This window comes from Pseudomonas sp. PSB18 (assembly GCF_014596565.1).
Classification (GTDB): Bacteria; Pseudomonadota; Gammaproteobacteria; order Pseudomonadales; family Pseudomonadaceae; genus Aquipseudomonas.
The window spans coordinates 392022-411168 of record NZ_NOIN01000006.1; the positions used below are offsets into that span (position 1 = coordinate 392022).

18 protein-coding genes, 1 tRNA gene and 1 pseudogene are annotated in these 19147 nt (G+C 62.4%); 10 read left to right on the plus strand and 10 right to left on the minus strand.

Annotation, left to right across the window (positions count from 1 at the left end; all coding sequences use genetic code 11):
- The first annotated feature begins 149 nt into the window (after positions 1-149).
- From CGA22_RS17075 to CGA22_RS17085, 3 genes are all read left to right on the plus strand, one after another.
- Positions 150-225 (plus strand) — tRNA-Asn (locus tag CGA22_RS17075).
- A 245-nt stretch (positions 226-470) separates the two neighbouring features.
- Positions 471-665 (plus strand): hypothetical protein, encoded by a 195-nt coding sequence (locus CGA22_RS17080; protein ID WP_024776483.1) that lies wholly within the window; start codon positions 471-473, stop codon positions 663-665.
- Positions 666-753: 88 nt separating this feature from the next.
- Entirely contained in the window at positions 754-936 is a 183-nt protein-coding gene (locus CGA22_RS17085) for a hypothetical protein (RefSeq protein ID WP_024776482.1), read from the plus strand.
- Here the strand turns inward: CGA22_RS17085 and CGA22_RS17090 are convergent.
- The gene (locus CGA22_RS17090; protein WP_041023765.1) at positions 933-1994 is read right to left on the minus strand and encodes an AI-2E family transporter; all 1062 of its coding nucleotides are present in this window, start codon (positions 1992-1994) and stop codon (positions 933-935) included. The genes CGA22_RS17085 and CGA22_RS17090 overlap by 4 nt on opposite strands.
- A gap of 146 nt (positions 1995-2140) precedes the next feature.
- Between CGA22_RS17090 and yegQ the strand changes: the two genes are divergently transcribed.
- Positions 2141-3466 carry a tRNA 5-hydroxyuridine modification protein YegQ gene (gene yegQ / locus CGA22_RS17095; protein WP_041023768.1) on the plus strand — a complete coding sequence of 442 codons (1326 nt, stop codon included), beginning with the start codon at positions 2141-2143 and terminating at the stop codon, positions 3464-3466.
- Positions 3467-3787: 321 nt separating this feature from the next.
- On the opposite strand, the gene CGA22_RS27520 is transcribed toward yegQ, so the two are convergent.
- From CGA22_RS27520 to CGA22_RS17125, 7 genes and pseudogenes are all read right to left on the minus strand, one after another.
- Positions 3788-4609, minus strand: coding sequence for a methyl-accepting chemotaxis protein (locus tag CGA22_RS27520; RefSeq protein ID WP_373682455.1), 822 nt, complete (start codon positions 4607-4609; stop codon positions 3788-3790).
- 84 nt (positions 4610-4693) lie between these two features.
- A pseudogene (locus CGA22_RS27525) lies at positions 4694-5587 on the minus strand (cache domain-containing protein); the annotation flags it as partial.
- A gap of 49 nt (positions 5588-5636) precedes the next feature.
- Positions 5637-6953, minus strand: coding sequence for a Na+/H+ antiporter family protein (locus tag CGA22_RS17105; RefSeq protein ID WP_177329243.1), 1317 nt, complete (start codon positions 6951-6953; stop codon positions 5637-5639).
- Between the two features lie 240 nt (positions 6954-7193).
- On the minus strand, positions 7194-8507 hold the full coding sequence (locus CGA22_RS17110; RefSeq protein ID WP_041020930.1) for a sensor histidine kinase: 1314 nt from the start codon (positions 8505-8507) through the stop codon (positions 7194-7196).
- On the minus strand, positions 8504-9172 hold the full coding sequence (locus CGA22_RS17115) for a response regulator transcription factor (protein ID WP_041020931.1): 669 nt from the start codon (positions 9170-9172) through the stop codon (positions 8504-8506). The genes CGA22_RS17110 and CGA22_RS17115 overlap by 4 nt, the downstream gene beginning before the upstream one ends.
- Positions 9172-9483, minus strand: coding sequence for a PepSY domain-containing protein (locus CGA22_RS17120; RefSeq protein ID WP_041020932.1), 312 nt, complete (start codon positions 9481-9483; stop codon positions 9172-9174). Before CGA22_RS17120 ends, CGA22_RS17115 begins: the two co-directional genes overlap by 1 nt.
- Positions 9483-9791: a PepSY domain-containing protein gene (locus tag CGA22_RS17125; protein WP_084213706.1), complete on the minus strand. Its 309-nt coding sequence runs from the start codon at positions 9789-9791 to the stop codon at positions 9483-9485. The genes CGA22_RS17120 and CGA22_RS17125 overlap by 1 nt, the downstream gene beginning before the upstream one ends.
- 239 nt (positions 9792-10030) lie before the next feature.
- Here CGA22_RS17125 and CGA22_RS17130 point away from each other — a divergent pair, with 239 nt between their 5' ends.
- The 5 genes from CGA22_RS17130 to codA all read left to right on the plus strand — a co-directional run bounded on the left by CGA22_RS17130 (position 10031) and on the right by codA (position 15403).
- Positions 10031-11110, plus strand: a complete 1080-nt coding sequence (locus tag CGA22_RS17130) for a hypothetical protein (RefSeq protein ID WP_041020933.1) — start codon at positions 10031-10033, stop codon at positions 11108-11110.
- 83 nt (positions 11111-11193) lie between these two features.
- Positions 11194-11550, plus strand: coding sequence for a 6-carboxytetrahydropterin synthase QueD (queD, locus tag CGA22_RS17135; protein WP_003203918.1), 357 nt, complete (start codon positions 11194-11196; stop codon positions 11548-11550).
- 238 nt (positions 11551-11788) lie between these two features.
- On the plus strand, positions 11789-12619 hold the full coding sequence (locus CGA22_RS17140; RefSeq protein ID WP_188258654.1) for an alpha/beta fold hydrolase: 831 nt from the start codon (positions 11789-11791) through the stop codon (positions 12617-12619).
- A gap of 250 nt (positions 12620-12869) precedes the next feature.
- On the plus strand, positions 12870-14141 hold the full coding sequence (gene codB / locus CGA22_RS17145) for a cytosine permease (protein WP_041020935.1): 1272 nt from the start codon (positions 12870-12872) through the stop codon (positions 14139-14141).
- A 14-nt stretch (positions 14142-14155) separates the two neighbouring features.
- Complete coding sequence (gene codA / locus CGA22_RS17150; RefSeq protein ID WP_041020936.1) at positions 14156-15403, plus strand: cytosine deaminase; 1248 nt, start codon at positions 14156-14158, stop codon at positions 15401-15403.
- A 172-nt stretch (positions 15404-15575) separates the two neighbouring features.
- On the opposite strand, the gene CGA22_RS17155 is transcribed toward codA, so the two are convergent.
- A complete protein-coding gene (locus CGA22_RS17155) occupies positions 15576-16565 on the minus strand; it encodes a DeoR family transcriptional regulator (protein ID WP_041020937.1) in 990 nt (329 codons plus the stop codon).
- Between the two features lie 179 nt (positions 16566-16744).
- Here CGA22_RS17155 and CGA22_RS17160 point away from each other — a divergent pair, with 179 nt between their 5' ends.
- Positions 16745-17896 (plus strand): MFS transporter, encoded by a 1152-nt coding sequence (locus CGA22_RS17160; protein WP_041020938.1) that lies wholly within the window; start codon positions 16745-16747, stop codon positions 17894-17896.
- A 42-nt stretch (positions 17897-17938) separates the two neighbouring features.
- On the opposite strand, the gene CGA22_RS17165 is transcribed toward CGA22_RS17160, so the two are convergent.
- On the minus strand, positions 17939-19066 hold the full coding sequence (locus CGA22_RS17165; protein WP_041020939.1) for an MFS transporter: 1128 nt from the start codon (positions 19064-19066) through the stop codon (positions 17939-17941).
- Positions 19067-19147: the final 81 nt, after the last annotated feature.

Genomic DNA, 19147 nt, shown 5'->3' on the forward strand with positions numbered 1-19147 from the left:
CAGGCTCGCTCCCACAAGGGTTCTATGGCTTGCGCGCTATCTGTGTGAAGCGGTAACAAGTGGTTGAGGGGACCCCACGGTCATTTAAACGCACCGCCCACCATCCAAAAGCTTGACTTCTCTTTTCCAATCAGTAACATACGCGTCATTCCGCGATAGCTCAGTTGGTAGAGCAAGTGACTGTTAATCACTGGGTCCCTGGTTCGAGTCCAGGTCGTGGAGCCAGACAGCAAGATCAAAAGCCCCTGAATCGAAAGATCCAGGGGCTTTTTTGTGGGCGAAAAACGTGTCGGAGGCCGTATAAGGCCCACCAGGGTCGCTACCGGAACAATATTCCGGCGCCAAAAAGGCATTATGGTCTGAATCCTGCTTTCTTTTTCTCCAACCCAAGCTGTCACATGAGCGTCATGGCCATGCCGCAAGCTGGCCCTGTCCGTCAACAACAGCTTCATAACAACAAGGACGAAGGTATGCCCACGCAAAATCCCCACCGCATCGTCGGCCTGTGCACCTCCGGCAAGGTGTATAACGTGCTGACCGAGCTCAAGCACCTGGAAGGCCATCGCACTGCCAAGTTTCTTTCGTTGTTGACGGAGAATCTGGTGCGCAAGGGCGTGCTCAATGAACGGGAAGTGGTGCATATGCTCGATCTGGTGGTCGATTGAGCGGCATCGATTCCCACTATTGAAGCGGTTGATTTTTCCCTTTGCCGGCTGAGTCGTAAGGTAACCCCATCGATAGATGGAGGTTCCCATGCTCAACATTCAAATCATGTCTGTCATTGGCAGCGCCGTCCCCGCCGCACTCCGTGAACGTGGCCTGTTGGCCTGCTGGTACCTGGTCCAGGACGGCGTGACCATCAGCGGCCCGCTGACTTCACTGCCCGCCGCCCAGGCTTTGTCGCAACGCATTGGCACTTACATGCTGAGCGCCTAGGGTAATTTCACCCGGGGCGCGCTTTCGACAAACAAGGCCCAACAGGAAATGAACAAGGCGGCAATGAGCGGCCCGATCACGAACCCGTTCAGCCCGAACACCGCCAGGCCGCCCAGCGTCGAGACCAGCACCATGTAGTCGGGCATCTTGGTGTCCTTGCCCACCAGGATCGGGCGCAGGAGGTTATCCACCAGGCCGATCACGAACACGCCGAACAGCGTCAGCACAACGCCTTGCCAGATCGCCCCGGAGAGCAGGAAGTACACCGCTACCGGCGCCCAGACGATACCCGCCCCCACCGCCGGCAACAGCGACAGGAGGGTCATCAATACGGCCCAGGGCAACACCGTCGGAATCCCCAGGATCCAGAAGATCAGTCCACCCAGCGCGCCCTGGGTGATCGCGACCAACAGGTTGCCCTTGACGGTCGCCCGGACGACCCGATTGAACTTCAATTGCAGGCGGCGCTTCTGGTGTTCCGCCAAGGGAACGGCCGCGCGTACCTTGCGCACCAGTTCCGCGCCATCGCGCAGGAAGAAGAACAGCAAGTACAGCATGACGGAGAAGCTGACCAGGAACTGAAACGTACCCTGGCCGAAGCTGAAGGCCTGGGTGGCGAAGAACTCGCTGCCCTGCATGGCGCTCTTGACGATCTTGTCCCGCAACCCGCTCAGGTTACCCAGGCCGAAACGGTCAAGCAGATGCTGGAAGTACGGCGGCAAGGCATCCTTGAACCTTGCCAGGTAATCGGCAATGTCCAACTCCCCACTTTCCAGGCTCTTGTATAACGCCGTGCCTTCCTGGACCAGCAACGTGCTGATGACTATCACTGGCAGGATCGCGATGACCACGCAGATACCCAAGGTGAACAGCGCAGTGACATTGCGCGGCCAGCCGAATTTCAGTTGCAGGCGACGTTGCATCGGCGCGAAGACAATCCCGAGGATGATCGCCCAGAACACCGCGCCATAGAACGGCAGCAAGATCCAGATGAAAGCGATGCTGACCAGGATCAACAGCAGCATCTGGGATTTGTATTGCAGGCTCTTTCGGTTCATTTGCTTTCCATGTCACAGGCTCGATAAGTGTTAGTCAGTCGGGACTCGCAGGAGTGCCGTTGCGTTCACCGGCCCCATTGATCCAGATCAACACCCCCTGGCCGACCGTGGCGTACCCTCGCCGCCTTTTGCGATCGGACGCCACCATGCCCCTCGTAGCCCCCGAACTGCTCGCCCCGGCCGGCACCCTGAAAAACATGCGCTATGCCTTCGCCTACGGCGCCGACGCGGTCTACGCCGGCCAGCCGCGCTACAGCCTGCGGGTGCGCAACAATGAATTCGATCATGCCAACCTGGCCTTGGGCATCCGCGAAGCCCAGGCCATGGGCAAGCGCTTCTACGTGGTGGTGAACATTGCGCCGCACAACGCCAAGCTGCGCACCTTCCTCAAGGACCTCGCACCGGTCATTGCCATGGCGCCCGACGCGCTGATCATGTCCGATCCGGGGCTGATCATGCTGGTGCGACGGCATTTCCCGCAGATGCCGATTCATCTGTCGGTGCAGGCCAACACAGTGAACTGGGCGAGCGTCGAGTTCTGGCAGCAGCAGGGCCTGAGCCGGATCATTCTTTCCCGGGAACTGTCTTTGGAAGAAATCGCCGAGATCCGCCAGCAAGTGCCGGCCATGGAGCTGGAAGTGTTCGTCCACGGGGCCCTGTGCATGGCCTATTCCGGACGCTGCCTGTTGTCGGGCTACTTGAATCGGCGCGACGCCAACCAGGGCAGTTGCACCAACGCCTGTCGCTGGAAATACTCGGCCCAGCCAGCGGTGGAAAACGCGGTGGGCGACATCGTGCAGCGCTATCAACCCGACCCCACCCTCGGCCTCGGCGCGCCCACCGACCAGGTGTTCCTGCTCCAGGAAGCCAATCGTCCGGACGAGTCCATGCCGGCGTTCGAGGACGAACATGGCACCTACATCATGAACGCCAAGGATCTGCGGGCCGTGCAGCATGTGGAGCGGTTGACCCGCATGGGCGTGCACTCCCTGAAAATCGAAGGCCGGACCAAGTCGCACTTCTATTGCGCACGCACCACCCAGGTGTATCGGCAGGCGATTGATGACGCCGTGGCCGGCCGCACATTCGACCGCGGCCTGATGACCGATCTGGAGTCACTGGCCCAGCGCGGATACACCGAGGGCTTCCTGCGCCGGCATGTGCATGATGAATATCAGAACTACCAGAACGGCAGCTCAGTCTCGGAGCGCCAGCAGTTCGTCGGCGAACTCACCGGTGAGCGGCGCGAACGCCTCGCCGAAGTGCGGGTCAAGAACCGCTTCGAGCTGGGCGACCACATGGAATTGATGACGCCCAAGGGCAATTTCCACTTCGACCTGCATCAACTGCAGGACGTGAAAGGCCAGGGCATCGACGTCGCGCCGGGAGACGGGCATGTGGTGTACGTGCCGATACCGGATGCGGTGGACCTGCGGTTCGGGTTGTTGATGCGGGATGTGCGCGAGCCATAGGACGGGCGGGCTTGGCAGTTGGCATCCTTGCCAACTGAACCACTGCTATCGCGAGCGGGCTCGCTCCCACAGGGTCCGGGCTTAATCTGATACCTGCGTGTCACCACCGATCCCTTGTGGGAGCGAGCCTGCTCGCGATAGCGGTGGGTCAGTCATGAATGTTAACGGGCTCACCATTCCAACAGGGATGGGTGTTGACCAATGGATCGCGACAGGAACTGCCGAAGGCTGCGATCCTCCTTTCCCGATAGGGCCTGGTATTCCAGGCGAAGACATCTGGATCGGAAGCGGAAGATCGCAGCCTTCGGCAGCTCCTGGTCGTCAGATCCGGAACTGTCCGACCAGTTTGCCCAGGCGCTGGCCCAGCTCATTCAGGCTGCGGGAGGTCTGGGCACCGAGTTGGGTTTCGTCGGCCACGCTGTCCACCGCCACGGCAATCTGATGCACGCTGCGGTTGATTTCCTCGGCCACCGCGGTCTGCTCTTCCGCGGCGCTGGCGATCTGGGCGTTCATCGAGTTGATGGTGCCGATCAACTGCGCCATGGTGTCCAGGGACGCTCCCGCCTCGTTGGCCCGAACCGACGTGCCGTCACCGGCCTCACTGGAACGACGCATCGCTTCCACCGCCGCATGGGTACCCGATTGCAGACGGTCGATCATGCCCTGGATTTCCTGGGTGCTCTGCTGGGTCCGACTGGCCAGGGCACGCACTTCATCGGCCACCACCGCGAAGCCACGCCCCGCCTCCCCGGCACGCGCCGCCTCGATGGCCGCGTTGAGGGCCAGCAGGTTGGTCTGCTCGGCGATCGAACGGATCACTCCGAGTACGCTGACAATCGAAGCCACGTCCTGTTGCAGGCTGTCCAGGGACACGCCACTGCTGCGAATGTCGTTCACCAGTGCATGAATCTGTTGGATGCTGCCGGCCACCACTCGCTTGGCAGACTGGCCTTCTTCGTCGGTCTGCTGGGCGGCTACCGCGGCGCCCTGGGCGCTACGGGCCACTTCCTGAGCGGCGGACGACATCTCGTTGATCGCCGTGGCGACCTGGTCGGTTTCGTGGCGCTGGCGCTCCATGGCCTGCTCGGAACGTTGGGCCTGCTCGGAGACCTGGGTCACCAGCCCGGTCAGTTGCGAGGTCATGTCGGTGATCTGCCGCACCAGGCCATGGATCTTGTCGACGAAGCGGTTGAACGAGCCGGCCAGTTGGCCGAGTTCGTCCTGGCTGGTGATCGCCAGGCGCCGGGTCAGGTCGCCCTCGCCCGCCGCGATGTCATCAAGGTTGTCTTTCATCAAGTGCAAAGGTCGCAGGATGGTGTTGGCCAGCAGCACCCCCACCACCGCAATCACCAGCAACACCACGGCGGCGATGCCGATAATGCTCAGTATCACGCCTTGCACACGCTCATGGACCTTGGCCTCCACCAGCGCTACCTGGGCTTCGATGCCGTCCAGATTGACCGAGCTGCCGACCGCCATGTCCCACTTGGACAGGTATTCGGTGTAACCGAGTTTGGGCACCAGGTCCTTGCTGTTGGGCAGTGGCGAGCTGTATTCGAGATAGTGGGTCCCGTCCTTGGCGACTTTCACCAGGTCACGGTTGACGTAGACACCGTTCGGGTCGCGGTTGTCCTTGAAACTCTTGCCCACGCCGTCGGGGCTGTTGGCCTTGAACAGGCGAACGGTTTCGGAGTCGTAGCCGAAGAAGTAGCCGTCCTTGCCGTAACTGATGCTCGACAGCAGCTTGATGGCTTCGGCCCGCGCCGCGTTATCACCGGGAGCGGCCGCATCGTACAGCGGCTTGATGGCGGTCAGACCCACCGCCACGTAGCTCTGCAGCGTCGCCTTGGCATCGGCGAGCAAACGTTCGCGGGTCTGCTGGACCTCTTTATCGGCCTGCTCCTGCAGGATGAAGGCCGTGGTCAGGCTGATGATCCCCGCAGACAACAGTACCGGCAATACTGCCAGGGACAGGACTTTAGCCTTCAGGCTCAGGCGCATGCTGGTCACTCTTGTTGGTGTTATTGGCGTGGTTAGCTGTATTAACGGCAAGCGGGGGGAAAACTGTAGGGCAATCTCAAATGCAATCGCGAGCAGGCTCGCTCCCACAGGGAAATGCATTCCAGGTGGGAGCGAGCCTGCTCGCGACGGAAGCGACTCGGTTTTCGGACTACAGCACCATCGCCGCCACCCAACCAAACGCCAGCAACGGCAGGTTGTAGTGGATGAAGGTCGGGACCACGGTGTCCCAGATATGGTGGTGCTGGCCGTCGATATTCAGGCCGGAGGTCGGACCGAGGGTCGAGTCCGAGGCGGGCGAGCCCGCATCGCCCAGGGCGCCGGCGGTGCCGACGATGCACACGATCGCCAGCGGGCTGAAGCCCAACTGCAGGCACAGCGGCACGAAAATCGTCGCCAGGATCGGTACGGTGGAGAACGACGAGCCGATGCCCATGGTCACCAACAAGCCCACCAGCAACATCATCAGCACACCGATGCCCTTGCTGTGGCCGATCCACGCTGCCGAGGTTTCCACCAGGCTCTGGACTTCACCGGTGGCTTTCATCACCTCGGCAAACCCCGAAGCGGCGATCATGATGAAGCCGATCATCGCCATCATTTTCATGCCTTCGGTGAACAGGTCGTCGGTCTCGCGCCAACGCACCACCCCCGACAGCGAGAAAATCAGGAAGCCGACCAGGGCGCCGATGATCATCGAATCCACCAGCAACTGAATCGCGAACGCCGCCGCCACGGCGAGCCCCGCCACCATCAGGCTCATCGGGTTGTAACACACCGCCACCTGCTCGACCCGGGCGATCTTCTTCAGGTCGTAGACACGCTTCTTGCGGTAGCTGAACAACGACAGCAGCAAGCCGAACACCATGCCCAGCGCCGGGATGCCCATGGCGTGGGTGACGTTGATACCGCTGACATCCACGCCGCTGCGGGCGATGTTGGCGAGCAGGATCTCATTGAGAAAGATATTGCCGAACCCCACGGGCAGGAACATGTAAGGGGTGATCAGACCGAAAGTCATGACGCAGGCGATCAGCCGGCGATCCAGTTGCAGCTTGGTCAGCACGTAGAGCAGCGGCGGCACCAGCAGCGGAATGAAGGCGATGTGGATCGGCAGGATATTCTGGGACGCGATAGCAACCGCTCCCAGCAAGCCGATCAGCACCCACTTGATGCCGGAGCCACCCACGGCGTCCTGGCGATCCACCAGGGCCAGGGCCTTGTCGGCCAGGGCGTGGGCCATGCCGGACTTGGCGATCGCCACCGCGAAAGCGCCGAGCAAGGCGTAGGACAATGCCACTGTCGCACCGCCACCCAAGCCCGCGTTGAACGCCTTGAGCGTCGCCTCGATGCCCAGTCCGCCGGTCAGGCCACCCACCAACGCGCCGATAATCAGCGCGATCACCACATGCACGCGGGACAGGCTGAGCACCAGCATGATGCCAACCGCGGCAATTACTGCATTTATCATCGTTACCTCAAGGCACAGCGGTGGAAAGCCACCGGAAAAAAGGCGGGGACTTTGCAGCAAGCGGCGCCAAGCTGCAAGGGCCGTGCGGCGGGTTTCGGGGTGTTTTCAATATTCAAAATCACCGCACCCCCCTGTGGGAGCGAGCCTGCTCGCGATGGCGTCGGGTCAGTCACCTTGATGCAATCTGATACACCGCCATCGCGAGCAGGCTCGCTCCCACAGGGGAATTCGGTGCGATCAGCGCCGGGGCAGTTCGATCAGGACTTTCAGCCCGCCCCACTCGCTGTCGTGCAGGGTCAGCGTCCCGCCCCAGGTGTCGACGATGTCCCGCACGATACCAAGCCCCAGGCCATGGCCGTCGGTCTGCTCGTCCAGGCGCGTGCCCCGGCTGAAGACCTGGTCGCGCCGCTCCTCGGGAATGCCCGGGCCGTCGTCTTCCACCGCCAGGATGAATGCCTCGGCCGTCTCGACCACGGTCAAGCGCACTTCGGCATCCGCCCACTTGCAGGCGTTGTCCAGCAGGTTGCCCAGCAGCTCCAGCAGGTCTTCGCGGTCCCAGGGCAGGTGCTGACCTGGCGAGGCAACGTAGCTCAGGTGCAGATGCTCGCCATGGATCATGTTCAGCGTCGCCAGCAACCCCGGCAGTTCCGCATCGCAGTCCAGCTGCGCGCCGGGCAAGGCATCGCCGGCCAGTCGGGCACGGTTGAGCTCGCGGTTCAGGCGCTGTCGCACCTGCTCCAGTTGGTCGAGCAGCAGTTTGCGCAGCTCGGGGTATGGGTCGAGTTTTTCGTTCGAGGCCAGGCTCTGCAACACCGCCAGCGGGGTTTTCAGGGCGTGGCCCAGGTTGCCCAGGGCGTTGCGCGAGCGCTTGAGACTGTCTTCGGTGTGGGCCAGCAGATGGTTGATCTGCGCGACCAGCGGTTCCAGCTCGAGGGGCACCTGTTCGTCGAGTTGCGAGCGTTGTCCGCGCTGCAGTTGCGCGATCTGTTCCCGGGCTTTCTCCAGCGGACGCAAGGCGCGGCGCACCGTGAACCGTTGCAACAACAGAATCAGCAACAGCCCCGCCAGGCCGAGGCCGAGGCCGATCTGCTGCATGCGCAGGAAACTGTCGCGCACGGGCGTGTAGTCCTGGGCCACGCTGATGGAAATCGCCTGGCCCAGGCGCCGATAGTCGGTGCGCAATACCAGCAGTTGCTGGCCTTCAGGCCCCAGTTGCAGGTTGGCGTGCAGGCCTGGATGGTCGAGCCGGGGCAGTTCCTGGTCCCACAGGGAACGGGAACGCCAGTGCACGTCGGCAAAATCGATGCGGAAATAATGCCCGGAGAACGGCCGCAGATAGGCCGGCGACAAACGCCGCTCATCCAGTTGCAGCCCCTGGGGACCACGCACCAGGGCCACCAGCAGGCTTTCGCTGTCGTTGCGCAACCCGGCTTCCAGATAGCGCTGCAACCCCAGCTCGAACAGCCACAGGCTGGTCTGCGCCAGGACCAGGCCGACCACCACCATCACACCGATCAGGCCCAGGCTCAGCCGTCGCTGGATGGACCTCACTGGGCCTGTCCGCCGAACAGATAACCCTGGCCGCGACGGGTTTCGATCACGCTGCGTCCCAGCTTGCGTCGCAGGTGATTGACGTGGACTTCCAGCACATTGGAATCACGCTCGGTTTCACCATCGTACAAATGTTCGGCGAGATGGCTCTTGGAAAGGATCTGCTCGGGGTGAAGCATGAAATAGCGCAGCAGGCGAAACTCAGCGGCGGTCAGTTGGATGTCGGCGCCGTCGCGAACCACGCACTGGCGCCCTTCATCCAGATGCAGCCCGGCGGCCTGGAGCGTCGGCTGGTTGGCCTGGCCGTGGGAGCGGCGCAGCAACGCCTGGATCCGCAGGTGCAGTTCCTCGGGATGAAACGGCTTGGTCAGGTAATCGTCGGCACCGGCCTTGAGGCCCTCGATGCGTTCGGCCCAGGAACCGCGGGCGGTGAGGATCAGCACCGGGGTGCTCAGGCCACCGGCGCGCCATTGGGCCAGCACCTCGAGCCCCGGTACACCTGGCAGGCCAAGGTCAAGGATGATCAGGTCATAGGGTTCGCTGCTGCCCTGATACACCGCGTCACGACCGTCGGCGAGCCAGTCGACGGCATAGCCTTGTCTTGTCAGCCCGGCCATCAACTCATCGGCCAGGGGAACGTGATCTTCCACCAGTAGCAGGCGCATCAGTCTTCCTTATCTTTGAGCAAGCGGCCGGATGTGGCCTCCAGGTCCAATTCGCGCACAACGCCGTCGGTATCCAGCAGCTCGACCTCATAAATATAGACCCCGTGTTTCTCTTCCAGCTCGGCCTCCAGCAACTTGGCGCCGGGGTGCAGATCCAGCGCCTGTTGCAGCAACTGTTCCAGCGGCAGTATCACGCCCCGCTGGCGCAGTTGCAGGGCCTCGTCCTGGTCCAGGTCCCGTGCCATGACCACCGAACAAAACGCCAGCAGCACCAGCGGCCATCGACCGCGGGCGCAGAGATTAAGCTTCATTAAGTATCCTGATGATTCTTGAGCACCTTGCCGGTAACGGCGTCCAATTCCATATCCCATTCAACGCCCTGGGGATCGCGTAGCTCCACCTGATAGATGAACTTGCCGTACTTTTCTTCCAGCTCGGTATCGGTCAAGGTGGCGCCGGGGTGTCTGGCCAAGGCGACGGCATTGAGTTTTTCAAAGGATTGAATGGTACCAGCGTCTTGCAGTTTTCGGGATTCGTCGGGGCCGAGGTCCCGTGCGTGGGCAAGGCTGGCGCCCAGGGTCATGAGCGTTGCGATGAAAAAGGCAGTCAGGCGGTTCAAGGGTTATCTCCTTTTTATAATCGTCACCGGGCGACTGTAGCCGGGTGAACTTAACTGAAACTGAATTGCCATCATGGAACACAGATCAACGACCGGGCCCCGTGGGAGCGAGCCTGATCGCGATGGCGGTGGGTCAGTCATTTTATTGCAATCTGATACGCCGCCATCGCGAGCAGGCTCGCTCCCACAGGGATTTTGTGTCGCTATAATCCGTTGCCTGCCCACGCCAAGAGACCGGTATGACTGCCATCCACATCAAGTTTCCCGCCCTCACCCTCAAGGCCGGCCCCCGGGCACTGGCGCGGATTCGCGAAGCCGGTCTCAAGGCGGTCGACGTCGGCATCCTGCCGGGTGCCGCCGGTGGTCCCAAGGCCCTGGGCATCCAGGGGCTGGACCTGGCGCTGTTTGGCGAATGGCTGCCCGCCGCTCCCCGTGAGCGTTCGTTGATCGGAGCTTCCGTGGGCTCCTGGCGCTTCGCCAGCGCCTGCCTGCCGGATGCCGCCGAAGGCATCCGACGCCTGGGCACCTTGTACAACGGGCAAAGTTTCGCCAAAGGCGTGACCATGGCCGGGGTCAGCCAGAGTTCGCAACGCATGCTCAACGACCTGCTCGAAGGCCGCGACGCGACGATCCTCTCCAACCCCCATTACCGGCTCAACATCATGGTCGTCAAAAGTCACGGCTTGCTCGCGCAGGATCATCGCGGACGGCTGGGCCTGGGCCTGTCTTCGGTCATTGCCGACAACCTGCGAGGCCGTGCGCGGCTGTCGCGGCATTTCGAACGGCTGATCATCCACGACCCGCGCCTGGCACCGCCGCTGCATCCCTTGAACGATTTCCCGTCACGTTTCGTGCCGCTTGCGGCCGGCAATCTGCGCCAGGCGCTGCTGGCCTCGGGCTCGATCCCGATGGTGATGGAGGGCGTGCGGGACCTGCCAGGAGCCGGTGCCGGCACCTATCGCGATGGCGGCTTGCTGGACTATCACCTCGACTTGCCCTACAGCGGCGAAGACATTGTGCTGTATCCCCATTTCACCGACCGGGTCATCCCCGGCTGGTTCGACAAAAGCTTGCCATGGCGTCGGGGTAACATTGAGCGCCTGCAAGATGTCCTGTTGGTGGCGCCGTCCCGTGAGTACCTGGCTCGCCTGCCCTACGGCAAGCTGCCAGACCGGAACGACTTCAAGCGTTTCATGGGCGATGACGCGAGCCGCCGCACCTACTGGCAGACGGCGATGGACGAGAGCCGCCGCCTGGGCGATGAATTCCTCGAGTTGGCGGCCAACGGTGGGCTGGGCGAGCGTTTGCTGACCCTTTAGTCAGCATGAGCGCGCAACGCCGGAGCCAAACTGATAAACTCCGCCGCCTGCCTCGCGACCGCTACCATAAAGAGCCTGAACCTGTGGAAATCTTCAAAGAATTCACCTTCGAATCCGCCCACCGCCTGCCCCACGTGCCGGACGGCCACAAGTGCGGCCGTCTGCACGGCCACTCGTTCAAGGTGGCGATTCACCTGAGCGGCGACATCGATCCGCACACCGGCTGGATTCGTGACTTCTCGGAAATCAAGGCGATCTTCAAGCCGCTCTACGAGCGCCTGGACCACAATTACCTCAACGACATCCCTGGCCTGGAAAACCCCACCAGCGAAGTCCTCGCCAAGTGGATCTGGAACGAGCTCAAGCCGTTGCTGCCGGAGCTCAGCGCCATCCGCATCCATGAGACGTGCACCAGCGGTTGCATCTATCACGGCGAGTAACCCGCGGCCCCAATCTTGAAAACAGCTTCTATGGCAGGGGGATTATCTGTGGCGAGGGGATTCATCCCCGCTGGGCTGCGAAGCAGCCCCAATTTCCAGCATCAATTCGCTTCGTATCTTTGGGGCGCGCTGCGCACGCCAGCGGGGATAAATCCCCTCGCCACAGGTGTGTGTTCCCCAGGGAAACTGCAATGGCCTATGCTCTATCCCCTGAACCCTCTTCAGTGGAGCATCGACCATGACCGACTGGCCGCTGGATCAGGCATACACCTTCAACGGACACGCCATTCGCTACGCCATCCACGGTGACGGCCCGCCATTGGTATTCGTCCATGGCACGCCCTTTTCCTCATACGTGTGGCATCGCATCGCCCCGCTCTTGAGCGCCACCCACCGGGTGCATTATTTTGACCTGTTGGGTTATGGCCAATCGGCGCAACCCGATGCCGATGTCTCCCTCGGCGTACAGAACCATCTGTTCGCGCAACTGCTGGAGCACTGGGGCCTGGATTGCCCCGATGTGGTGGCCCACGACTTTGGCGGCGCCACCGTTCTGCGCACGCACCTGCTCAATGGCAAAAACTACCGCAGCCTGACGCTGATCGACCCGGTGGCGCTGTCACCCTGGGGCTCACCCTTCGTCCAGCATGTGCGACAGCACGAAGCAGCCTTCAGCCGGCTGCCCGACTACATTCAGCGCGCCATTGTGCCGACGTATATCCGCGGCGCGATCAAGCGGGAGATCCCGGACGCAGAACTGGCGCCCTACGTGCAGCCGTGGCTCGGCGAGACGGGCCAGGCCGCGTTCTATCGACAGATTGCGCAAATGGACGAGCGTTACACCCGCGAGGCAGAAGGCCTGTATTCGAGCGTGCGCTGCCCGACGCAGATATTGTGGGGCGAGGATGACCAATGGATCCCCATCGAACGCGGCCGGGCGCTGCATTCATTGATTCCAGGCGCGCAATTCCATCCGGTGCCGAACGCCGGGCATCTGGTCCAGGAAGATGCGCCGGAAGCCATTGTGGCGGCGGTATTACGATTCCTGCCACTGCCCCGCCCTCTCTGAGTATTCCAATCCCCTGCTCGCGATGACGGCCTATCCGTTGAAACGGATGTGACTGATCCGGCGCCATCGCGAGCAGGCTCGCTCCCACAGGGGAATGAGAACCGTGTTCCAACTTGAATCATCGCTGCACCACTTTCACTCCGCGCCCGCCCCCACTTCCCCGGATTGTCTATAAATAACCTCGCGATCATTCGTTTGGCACGACCGCTGCACGCTTGCGACATCTCCCCTTCTGCGCAAGGACCGCCACATGACTCAGAACGATCCGGGCAACGACTACCCACTGAGCGAAGTCCCGATGCATGCCCGCAAGGGCCTGGCCTCCACGGCCATGGTGCTGCTGGGTTTCACCTTTTTCACCGCCACGATGTTTGCTGGCGGCAAGTTGGGCGTCGCGTTCGGTTTTGCCGAGATGCTCACTGTGATTGTGATCGGCAACCTGCTGCTGGGGCTCTACGCCGCGGGGTTGGGTTACATCGCATTCAAGAGTGGGCTCAATTCGGTGCTGATGGGCCGCTTCTGTTTTGGCGAGGTCGGCAGCAAGCTCAGCGACCTGATCCTGGGTTTCACCCAGATCGGCTGGTACGCCTGGGGCACGGCGACCGCCGCGGTGGTGCTGGGTAAATACTTCGGGTTGAGCGAAGGCGCCGTGCTGGGACTGATGGTGCTGTTCGGCCTGGGGTTCTGCGCCACGGCCTACGTCGGTTATCGCGGGTTGGAAATTCTCTCGTACATCGCCGTGCCAGCCATGATGTTGCTGCTGATGCTGTCGATGTGGGTAGCGACGGTGAAAGTCGGTGGCTTCGACGGCTTGCTGGCCGTGGTGCCCACAGGCAGCCTCGATGGGTCCACCGCTATCACGCTGGTGTTCGGCACCTTCGTCAGCGGCGCGACCCAGGCGACCAACTGGACCCGGTTTTCCCGCTCGGCGAAAGTCGCAGTGCTGGCGAGCCTGATCGGTTTCTTCCTCGGCAATGGCCTGATGGTGTTGATTGGTGCTTACGGGGCCATCGTCTACCAACAGCCGGACGTGGTCGAAGTGCTGCTGTTGCAGGGCTTCGCCATGGCGGCGATGGCGATGCTGCTGCTCAACATCTGGAGCACCCAGGACAACACCATCTACAACTTCGCCGTGGCCGGTTGCAACCTGCTGCGCACCCGGCGACGCAAGGCCGTCACCCTGGGCGGCGCCATGATCGGCACTCTGCTGGCGCTGCTGGGCATGTACGACATGCTGGTGCCGTACCTGATCCTGCTGGGTACGGTGATCCCGCCCATTGGCGGCGTGATCATGGCCGATTTCTTCTTCCGCTGGCGCGGGCGCTATCCACGCCTGGCCGATGTACGGCTGCCCGCCTTCAACTGGCCGGGGTTGCTGGCTTATGGCCTCGGCACCGTCGCGGCCTTCAATTCGCCCTGGGTGGCACCGCTGGTAGGAATCGCCACTGGCGCGCTAACGTATGTGCTATTGATCGGCGTCATGGGTACCCGGACCACCGACGCGCCACTCCAAGACCTATAAGAAGGACTCGCCCGATGCACATCATCAACGCCCGCCTGCGCAACCGCGAAGGCTTGCATGAACTGCACCTGGAAAACGGCCTGATCGCCAGCATCGCCCGCCAGACCGAAGCCCCCAGCCTCGGCCCCGAGGACCTCGATGCCGGCGGCAACCTGGTGGTGCCGCCCTTCGTCGAGCCGCACATTCATCTGGACGCCACCCTCACCGCCGGCGAGCCGCGCTGGAACATGAGCGGCACTTTGTTCGAAGGCATCGAGTGCTGGGGCGAACGCAAGGCCACCATCACCGAAGAAGACACCCGGACCCGCGCGACGAAAACCATCCAGGCCCTCGCCGCCCATGGCATCCAGCATGTGCGCACCCATGTCGACGTCACCGACCCCGCACTCACCGCCCTCAAGGCCATGCTGGAAGTGCGCGAACAAAATCGTCATCTGATCGATATGCAGATCGTCGCGTTTCCCCAGGAGGGCATCGAGTCCTACCGCAACGGCCGCGAGCTGATGGAAGAAGCCATTCGCATGGGTGCCGACGTGGTAGGCGGCATTCCGCACTTCGAATACACCCGCGACCAGGGTGTCAGCTCGGTGAAGTTCCTGATGGACCTGGCCGAACGCACCGGCTGCCTGGTGGACGTGCATTGCGACGAAACCGACGACCCGCATTCGCGTTTCCTCGAAGTGCTGGCCGAAGAAGCCCGCAGCCGCGACATGGGTGCCCGGGTCACCGCCAGCCACACCACGGCCATGGGTTCCTACGACAACGCCTACTGCGCCAAACTGTTTCGCCTGTTGGGACATTCGGGCATCAGCTTCGTCTCCTGTCCCACCGAAAGCATCCACCTGCAAGGCCGCTTCGACACCTTCCCCAAACGCCGCGGCGTCACCCGGGTCAATGAACTGCTGGAAGCCGGGATGAACGTGTGTTTCGGCCAGGACTCCATCGTCGATCCATGGTATCCCCTGGGCAACGGCAACATCCTGCGGGTACTCGAAGCCGGCCTGCACATCTGCCACATGCTTGGCTATCGCAACCTGCAAAGCGCCCTCGACCTGGTCACCGACAACAGCGCCAAGGCCATGGCGCTGGGCGAACGCTATGGGCTGGAAGCCGGGCGTCCGGCGAACCTGTTGATTCTGTCGGCCGACAGCGACTACGAAGTGATCCGCAGCCAGGGGCTGCCGCTCTACTCGATTCGCAACGGTGAAGTGTTGATGAAGCGGCAGATGCCGGTGGTGGAGTTCGGGCCGCAGTTGGGCTGAGCGAGCCGACAATAGCGGTCTGTTCGTTGACCGTGAGGTGGCCGGCCCGACGCTATCGCGAGCAGGCTCGCTCCCACAGGGGGGCTGCGGCGGACGCAAGATGTATGTTTGCGAAGATCCAATGTGGGAGCGAGCCTGCTCGCGATAGCGTCATCAGCCACACCGCAGCACGCTAAAGAAGCCGCGCCGTCCCAAACAAACTGACCTGCACCAATTCCCCACCCGCCTCTGTCAGCAGGATCGGCGCCGTCCCCCCCGGCATCACCACACTCACCGGCCCTGCTTTCACCCAACCCACCCGCCACGCGGCGCTGGCCACGGCACTGGCGCTGGTGCCGGAAGAAGCGGTCGGCCCTTCGCCCCGTTCAAACACCCGGGCGGCGATCCGTCCTTCGGACTCGAGCCAGGCCCATTGCAGGTTCACACCCGCCGGGCATGGAACTCCGGCACCACCAGGCATGGCATAAGCGATGCGGGTCAAGCTTTGGGAAAGTGCCGGGGCGCGCATCTGCGCGTTGCTCGGCAGCGCTTCGGCGCTGTCCACCAAAGTCACGCAATGGGGATTGCCCATGCTCACGAACTGGCTGTTGCCCCACGCCGGGTTCAACGCTTGCAGTACCGCTACGCGACTGACTTCGCGCTGGTTGAAGCGCACGCTTTCCATCGGTTGGGCAGCGACGGCTTGAGGCCCGAACAGCGGCTGTCCAAGGTTCAGCCAGAAGCCCTGCGTGCCTTCGAACTCGGCGGCACGAACCGACGTTTGCAGCGGCGACGAGCCTGCGTGTTTGTCGTGATGAACCTGCAACACACAGTCGTCCTCTCCCGGCATCAAGCCTTGCGCCTGCAGGGCATGGGAGAAAATCGTCAGGCCGTTGCCACTGCGCTCGGCCAGGGTACCGTCGGTGTTGACGATCAACACGTCAAAGGGCGGTTCGTCCTGGAACGGCCCGATCAGCAGACCGTCGCAGCGATGAGCCTTGGCGCCCGGAGGCTGCTCACCCGGTGCCCAGGCGCAAAACCCATGCACCGCAGCCGCTGCCCAGGACTCACGGGCCTGTGCCGCCTGGGCCGCCGATGGCGGCAGGTCCACACCTTGGGCACGGACCTGTTGCGGTGAAACGACACCATAGATATTGCCGCGAGCATCGTAGAACTGCGTCATGAATCGGGTCCGGAATCAGCCAGCAAGGGCGCCACTGTATGCTGCCCTGGCCCGTGGGAGCAAAGCTTGCTCGCGATGCAGCACCCTCGGTCGGCACCTAGAGGTCGCCGTGAGGTCAGTGGATATGCCAGCATAGGGTTCCCACCCGCATCACAGCACCGCAAAACCAAGGACGATTCATGACCGCCATCACGCCCCCACCCACGTTTGTTCCCGGACGCCTGGAGCAAATGTCCACCCGCATCGCCTATCTCATCGCCGGCGTCGGCATCGCCGCCTGGGCACCACTGGTGCCTTACGCCAAGGTGCGGGCGAATCTGGATGAAGGCACCCTCGGCTTGCTGTTGTTGTGCCTGGGGGTGGGGTCGATCCTGGCGATGCCGATTTCCGGCGCATTGGCGGCACGGTTCGGCTGTCGACGGGTGCTGAGCGGTGGCACGGTCCTGATCTGCCTGGCGTTGCCTTTGCTGGCGACGATGAGCACGTTTCCCTGGTTGGTGGCCGCGTTGTTCCTGTTCGGCGCCGGACTCGGCACGGTGGACTCGACCGTGAACCTGCAAGCGGTGATCGTCGAGCGAGCCAGTGGCAAGACCATGATGTCGGGCTTCCATGGGATGTTCAGCCTCGGCGGGATCATCGGCGCGGCCGGCGTAAGCGCCCTGCTCGGCCTCGGGCTGTCGCCGCTGGGCGCGACGCTGGTGGTCAATGGATTGCTACTGGTGGCACTGTTCAAGGCCGCGCCGCACTTGCTGCCTTATGGCAGTGAAAGCTCGGGCCCGGCGTTCGCCGTTCCCCACGGCATCGTGTTGTTTATCGGCATCCTGTGTTTCATCGTGTTCCTGGCCGAAGGGGCGGTGCTGGATTGGAGCGCCGTGTTCCTGGCCACAGAGCGCGGGGTCGAGACCGCCTATGCCGGGTTGGGTTATGCCGCGTTCGCGCTGACCATGACCGTCGGCCGCCTGACCGGCGATGCGGTGGTGCATCGCCTGGGCGCCCGACGGGTGATCATCTATGGCGGCACCACAGCCGCCGTCGGCTTCCTGCTGGCCACCCTGGCGCCAATGTGGCAGGCAGCACTGTTGGGTTATGCGTTGGTGGGAGCCGGCTGTTCGAACATCGTGCCGGTGTTGTACACCGCCGTCGGCAAACAGACCCTGATGCCCGAAGCGATTGCCGTACCGGCCATCACCACCATCGGCTACGCCGGCATCCTCGCCGGCCCGGCGCTGATCGGGTTTATTGCCCATGGCAGCAGCCTGAGCATGGCCTTCGGACTGTTGGCGCTGTCGCTGGTGGGGGTGGCGGCCAGTGGGAAGATCCTGAAAGTCTGAATCTCATCGAAACCTCTGTGGCGAGGGGCGGTGTCGCTTCCATCAGGCCCGCATCTGGCGGACGGTTAAGCACACCGCCAGCGCGCCGCACAGAATCAAGGTCCAGCCCAACGCCTGGCCCCAGCCGGCGAGCATCAGCGCGCCACTGATCAACAAGTAATAGAACAAGCCGAACAGTGCCCCGGCAGTACCCAGGCAATCGCGGTAATGAGCGAGCGCGGTGCCGAGCACATTAGGTATAGCCACACCGAACGCCAGTACGATCAACAGCATCGCAGCGACAAAAGCAGGGCTGCCGAGCAGACTCTGAACACTCACCCCACCGATCAGCAGCATCAATGCCGCGATGGCCGACAACCGATTACCCTTGATCCCCCGCGCCAGCAGGCGTTTGTTCAACCAGGCACCCAACCCCGAGCCTAGCGCCAGGACGACGCCGCTGTAACCGAACAACCTGGGGCTCAACCCAAGCCGTTCGAACTGGAATGGCCCAAGGTTGTAGTAGCTGAACAGCGCAACGTTGAAAGTCGCCACCAGAAATGTCGACCGCCAGATGGCCGGGTCCTTGAGCATCCGCCACAGCGTTTTCAACAACGGTTGCGACACCAGGTTGGCCGGCAGCGTTTCAGGCAGGGAGCGCGCACTCCAGAACAAGAGGATCAGCGACAACACCAACAATCCGCCAAGTACCCCCTGATAGCCAAAGAACCCCACCAGGCCGGCACCGCAGAACAGCCCAATCGCGGGACTCGCCGCCAGGGCGATGCCAATCATCGAGAAGACCTGACCCAGTTCAGCGCCCTGAAAACGGTCGCGCAGGATCGTCTGGGTCACCACCGAACCGACCGCCGCACCAAACGCAGCCAACGCCTGAAGCGCCAGCAAGGCATTGAAGGTATCGACACCCAGCGCCAGCAACGTTGCCAATGCATACAACGCCATACCGCCGAGCATGGCGGGCCGACGACCGATGTGGTCACAAAGACGCCCCCACACCATCACACCCAAGGCAAAACCGAGGAAAAATACAGATAATGTCTGCGCTGCCATTTGGGCGCTGACGGTAAATTTAAGACTGATGTCTCCCAGCGCAGGGCTATAGAGCGTCTGGGCGATCTGGGGAAACATCACCAGGGCAATCGCCAGTTTGAGTAAAGATCTTGAAGTCATGGCAGCAAGCTCGTTCGATTGAAGACGAGCCATTGTAGAGAGCAGGATCTGTCGTATTATCCAAAGTCAGACAACTAATCG

Excerpts from the sequence above, each read along its gene's own strand:
- CGA22_RS17130 (WP_041020933.1), top strand. The coding sequence starts at position 10,031 with ATGACTGCCATCCACATCAAGTTTCCCGCCCTCACCCTCAAGGCCGGC.
- CGA22_RS17165 (WP_041020939.1), bottom strand. The coding sequence starts at position 19,066 with ATGACTTCAAGATCTTTACTCAAACTGGCGATTGCCCTGGTGATGTTT.
- codA (WP_041020936.1), top strand. The coding sequence starts at position 14,156 with ATGCACATCATCAACGCCCGCCTGCGCAACCGCGAAGGCTTGCATGAA.
- CGA22_RS17090 (WP_041023765.1), bottom strand. The coding sequence starts at position 1,994 with ATGAACCGAAAGAGCCTGCAATACAAATCCCAGATGCTGCTGTTGATC.
- CGA22_RS17160 (WP_041020938.1), top strand. The coding sequence starts at position 16,745 with ATGACCGCCATCACGCCCCCACCCACGTTTGTTCCCGGACGCCTGGAG.
- CGA22_RS17085 (WP_024776482.1), top strand. The coding sequence starts at position 754 with ATGCTCAACATTCAAATCATGTCTGTCATTGGCAGCGCCGTCCCCGCC.
- CGA22_RS17080 (WP_024776483.1), top strand. The coding sequence starts at position 471 with ATGCCCACGCAAAATCCCCACCGCATCGTCGGCCTGTGCACCTCCGGC.
- CGA22_RS27520 (WP_373682455.1), bottom strand. The coding sequence starts at position 4,609 with ATGACCTCGCAACTGACCGGGCTGGTGACCCAGGTCTCCGAGCAGGCC.
- CGA22_RS17155 (WP_041020937.1), bottom strand. The coding sequence starts at position 16,565 with ATGACGCAGTTCTACGATGCTCGCGGCAATATCTATGGTGTCGTTTCA.
- CGA22_RS17140 (WP_188258654.1), top strand. The coding sequence starts at position 11,789 with ATGACCGACTGGCCGCTGGATCAGGCATACACCTTCAACGGACACGCC.
- yegQ (WP_041023768.1), top strand. The coding sequence starts at position 2,141 with ATGCCCCTCGTAGCCCCCGAACTGCTCGCCCCGGCCGGCACCCTGAAA.
- CGA22_RS17120 (WP_041020932.1), bottom strand. The coding sequence starts at position 9,483 with ATGAAGCTTAATCTCTGCGCCCGCGGTCGATGGCCGCTGGTGCTGCTG.
- codB (WP_041020935.1), top strand. The coding sequence starts at position 12,870 with ATGACTCAGAACGATCCGGGCAACGACTACCCACTGAGCGAAGTCCCG.
- CGA22_RS17115 (WP_041020931.1), bottom strand. The coding sequence starts at position 9,172 with ATGCGCCTGCTACTGGTGGAAGATCACGTTCCCCTGGCCGATGAGTTG.